The 396-nt window shown below is 67.2% G+C and carries 1 protein-coding gene; it reads left to right on the top strand.

Annotated features, from left to right (window positions below; all coding sequences use genetic code 11):
- Positions 1-89 precede the first annotated feature (89 nt).
- The coding region (locus LPA54_RS41275) for an ATP-grasp domain-containing protein (protein ID WP_228985516.1) at positions 90-396 on the top strand (307 nt) is incomplete at its 3' end.

Raw genomic sequence — 396 nt, 5'->3', positions numbered from 1 at the left:
CCCTTGTGACAGAGCGGACGTCACGTTGCCCTTCGCGGCACGCCCACGCATCCAACGAACCGCGAGATCACTGATAGGGACGGAAGCGCGTGGACCTGTTCGAGTACCAGGCGAGGGACCTCTTCGCCAAGCACGATGTACCGGTGCTGGCCGGTGAAGTCATCGACACGCCTGAGGCGGCCCGCGCAGCCACTGAGCGTCTCGGTGGCAAGTCCGTCGTCAAGGCCCAGGTGAAGGTCGGCGGCCGCGGCAAGGCCGGTGGCGTGAAGCTCGCCGCCACCCCGGACGAGGCCGTCGCCCGCGCGACGGACATCCTCGGCATGGACATCAAGGGCCACACGGTCCACAAGGTGATGATCGCCGAGACGGCCCCGGAGATCCTGGAGGAGTACTACG

Origin of the sequence: Streptomyces sp. DH12 (assembly GCF_020873895.1) — a bacterium.
Lineage (GTDB): Bacteria > Actinomycetota > Actinomycetes > Streptomycetales > Streptomycetaceae > Streptomyces.
This window is presented reverse-complemented; position numbering and strand designations above follow the sequence as displayed.